We start from the raw sequence: 3,132 nt of genomic DNA, 5'->3' as shown, positions 1-3,132 counted from the left end.
TTTCTGGTGCGTACCGGGCTGAGAGGCGGTGTAAGTGAACTGTAGTTGCCATGTTTTACGGCAATGAGAGCAGAGATAGCGCTGATGTCCGGCAGTGCTTTTGCCGTTACGCACCACGCCTTCAGTAGCGGAGCAGGAAGGACATCTGATGGAAATGGAAGCCACGCAAGCACCTTAAAATCACCATCATACACTAAATCAGTAAGTTGGCAGCATTACCGGCCAATAGATGAAACAGTATGGTCAGTTAGCAATCCCGGGACTTCTACCTCAACGGCGTGAAGATTCCCTGCGGCGAACAGAAATTCTGCCGCCACAATCCAGCGTAAATAACGTTTCATGGCTTTATCGCCTGAGGTTATCGTTTGCCCAGGAAACCGCTTGTGTCCGGTTTTTTACGGCTATCTTCTTGAAAAGATTATAAAGATGCGTTTTAACCGTATTTTCGCTGATGAACAACGAACGAGCGATCTCGTTATTAGACGCGCCGATACGCAGCTTATTCAGGATCTCTTTTTCCCGATGAGTAAGGAGGGCTGATTCCGTGCTGTTATAACGATAGTTACCTGAATGCGTAATCAAGTAGCTGGCAAGCTTTTGCGTAAAGTAGCATTCGCCGCGCAGGACGCCTTGCAACCCATTGACAACACGTTCTTGATCCTTCATGGAATAAAAAACGCCGTTGATATGAGGCCAGTTTTCAATGTCGCGGTACGGGTAATCTTCAGGCGTATTTAGCAACAATATTTTGATATCGTTGTTTTTCCTGCTCAAAGTATCCTGCCAATAATGGATAAGCTTTTTATCTGCTTCCATCATATCCAGAAGAATAATAGAGCCTGAAGAGATATCGTCCAGAGAATGTTGAATATTATGTAATTTTCCTGTAATTGCCAGCGATTGTTTAAGGTGCTGCAAGAGAGCTGTCGCCTGCAAAGAAGGTTTAGTGATCAACAATAATGTATGACCATGAATACTATGGACTTCATTAAACATGATGAAACCCCGCTTTTTTTATTGATCGCACACCTGACAGCTGCCTCTAAAATAGAAGCACCAGAAGTACTGACAGATGTTGCACTGCTGTGTGTAGTAATAAATCAGCCCTAAATGGGTAAAATATAAAACTAATGGATTACATCTGATTTCAATCTAGCCATTACAAAACTTAAATCAAGTGTTAAACATGTAACTAAATGTAACTTGTTATATTAAAATGTTAACCTTAAGGTTTTATTAAGTTTAGAAATGATAGAAAAGTTGTACATTTGGTTTTTATTGCACAATTTTAAAAAATCATACAAATGGTGATAACTTACTAATAATACATATAAAAAATATTTCTGTGTAGTCCTTTCGTCATGTAAAACGTTCTTGTTTTTTCTCCGCACCTCCGTGGACAAATTTTTACTCCAAAAAGACGAGGTTTGTCACGGCTTGTGCGCAAGACATATCGCAGCAATCAGCGACGGGCAAGAAAAATGACTGTCTGGTGATTTTTGATAGCGGAAAACGGAGATTTAAAAGAAAACAAAATATTTTTTGCGTAGATAACAGCGTATTTACGTGGGTTTTAATACTTTTGTATGAACAAAAAAAGAAAAATACAACGCGCGGGTGAGTTATTAAAAATATTTCCGCAGACATACTTTCCATCGTAACGCAGCGTTAACAAAATACAGGTTGCGTTAACAACCAAGTTGAAATGATTTAATTTCTTAAATGTACGACCAGGTCCAGGGTGACAACATGAAAAACAAATTGTTATTTATGATGTTAACAATACTGGGTGCGCCTGGGATTGCAGCCGCAGCAGGTTATGATTTAGCTAATTCAGAATATAACTTCGCGGTAAATGAATTGAGTAAGTCTGCATTTAATCAGGCAGCCATAATTGGTCAAGCTGGGACGAATAATAGTGCTCAGTTACTGCAGGGAGGCTCAAAACTTTTGGCGGTTGTTGCGCAAGAAGGTAGTAGCAATCGGGCAAAGATTGACCAGACAGGAGATTATAACCTTGCATATATTGATCAGGCGGGCAGTGCCAACGATGCCAGTATTTCGCAAGGTGCTTATGGTAATACTGCGATGATTATCCAGAAAGGTTCTGGTAATAAAGCAAATATTACACAGTATGGTACTCAAAAAACGGCAATTGTAGTGCAGAGACAGTCGCAAATGGCTATTCGCGTGACACAACGTTAATTTCCATTCGACTTTTAAATCAATCCGATGGGGGTTTTACATGAAACTTTTAAAAGTAGCAGCAATTGCAGCAATCGTATTCTCCGGTAGCGCTCTGGCAGGTGTTGTTCCTCAGTACGGCGGCGGCGGTAACCACGGTGGTGGCGGTAATAATAGCGGCCCAAATTCTGAGCTGAACATTTACCAGTACGGTGGCGGTAACTCTGCACTTGCTCTGCAAACTGATGCCCGTAACACTGACTTGACTATTACCCAGCATGGCGGCGGTAATGGTGCAGATGTTGGTCAGGGCTCAGATGACAGCTCAATCGATCTGACCCAACGTGGCTTCGGTAATAGCGCTACTCTTGATCAGTGGAACGGCAAAAATTCTGAAATGACGGTTAAACAGTTCGGTGGTGGCAACGGTGCTGCAGTTGACCAGACTGCATCTAACTCCTCCGTCAACGTGACTCAGGTTGGCTTTGGTAACAACGCGACCGCTCATCAGTACTAATACATCATTTGTATTACAGAAACAGGGCGCAAGCCCTGTTTTTTTTCGGGAGAAGAATATGAATGCGTTATTACTCCTTGCGGCACTTTCCAGTCAGATAACCTTTAATACGACCCAGCAAGGGGATGTGTATGAGGTGTACTGGCAATAGCGGACACTACCATTTGTTCTTTTTTTAAGCAGCCATCTGATGATATTTTTCCCTGAAGGCTGCCGGGGAGATATTCCCCAGACGAGAGTGACGACGCTGACGATTGTAGAAAATCTCAATGTATTCCCGTATTACTGAGATGGCTTCATCCCGGTTATTAAAACGATAGTGGCTCAGGCTCTCATTTTTCAGCGTTCCCCAGAAGCTTTCCATCGGAGCGTTGTCGTAACAGTTACCTTTACGCGACATTGATGTTTTCAGACCAGACTGCTCCTGTATG

General features: G+C 42.4%; 5 protein-coding genes and 2 pseudogenes. 3 read left to right on the top strand and 4 right to left on the bottom strand.

The genetic code is table 11. The features are described from left to right. From BGK49_RS26605 to csgD, 3 genes and pseudogenes are all read right to left on the bottom strand, one after another. On the bottom strand, positions 1-165 hold a 165-nt coding region (locus tag BGK49_RS26605; RefSeq protein WP_047664789.1), incomplete at its 3' end, for an IS1 family transposase. 56 nt (positions 166-221) lie between these two features. After that, a pseudogene (locus BGK49_RS11355) lies at positions 222-341 on the bottom strand (curli production assembly/transport protein CsgE); the annotation flags it as partial. Positions 342-345: 4 nt separating this feature from the next. After that, positions 346-996, bottom strand: a complete 651-nt coding sequence (csgD, locus tag BGK49_RS11350; RefSeq protein WP_000481487.1) for a biofilm master transcriptional regulator CsgD — start codon at positions 994-996, stop codon at positions 346-348. A 753-nt stretch (positions 997-1,749) separates the two neighbouring features. On the opposite strand from csgD, the gene csgB reads away from it, so the two are divergent. The 3 genes and pseudogenes from csgB to csgC all read left to right on the top strand — a co-directional run. Continuing rightward, a complete protein-coding gene (gene csgB / locus BGK49_RS11340) occupies positions 1,750-2,205 on the top strand; it encodes a curli minor subunit CsgB (protein WP_005043108.1) in 456 nt (151 codons plus the stop codon). Positions 2,206-2,245: 40 nt separating this feature from the next. Then, on the top strand, positions 2,246-2,701 hold the full coding sequence (csgA, locus tag BGK49_RS11335) for a curli major subunit CsgA (protein WP_000771440.1): 456 nt from the start codon (positions 2,246-2,248) through the stop codon (positions 2,699-2,701). A gap of 58 nt (positions 2,702-2,759) precedes the next feature. Continuing rightward, positions 2,760-2,840 (top strand): annotated as a pseudogene (gene csgC, locus BGK49_RS26595) (curli assembly chaperone CsgC); the annotation flags it as partial. A gap of 36 nt (positions 2,841-2,876) precedes the next feature. Here csgC and BGK49_RS11330 read toward each other — a convergent pair. Beyond that, positions 2,877-3,132, bottom strand: a 256-nt coding sequence (locus BGK49_RS11330) for an integrase core domain-containing protein (RefSeq protein ID WP_140443768.1), incomplete at its 5' end; no start/stop codon positions are given.

This window comes from Shigella sp. FC1544 (genome assembly GCF_001722145.1).
Lineage (GTDB): Bacteria > Pseudomonadota > Gammaproteobacteria > Enterobacterales > Enterobacteriaceae > Escherichia > Escherichia coli.
This window is presented reverse-complemented; position numbering and strand designations above follow the sequence as displayed.

Bases quoted from the DNA above. Each gene is read 5' to 3' on its own strand.
- csgB (WP_005043108.1), top strand. From the start codon at position 1,750: ATGAAAAACAAATTGTTATTTATGATGTTAACAATACTGGGTGCGCCT.
- csgA (WP_000771440.1), top strand. From the start codon at position 2,246: ATGAAACTTTTAAAAGTAGCAGCAATTGCAGCAATCGTATTCTCCGGT.
- csgD (WP_000481487.1), bottom strand. From the start codon at position 996: ATGTTTAATGAAGTCCATAGTATTCATGGTCATACATTATTGTTGATC.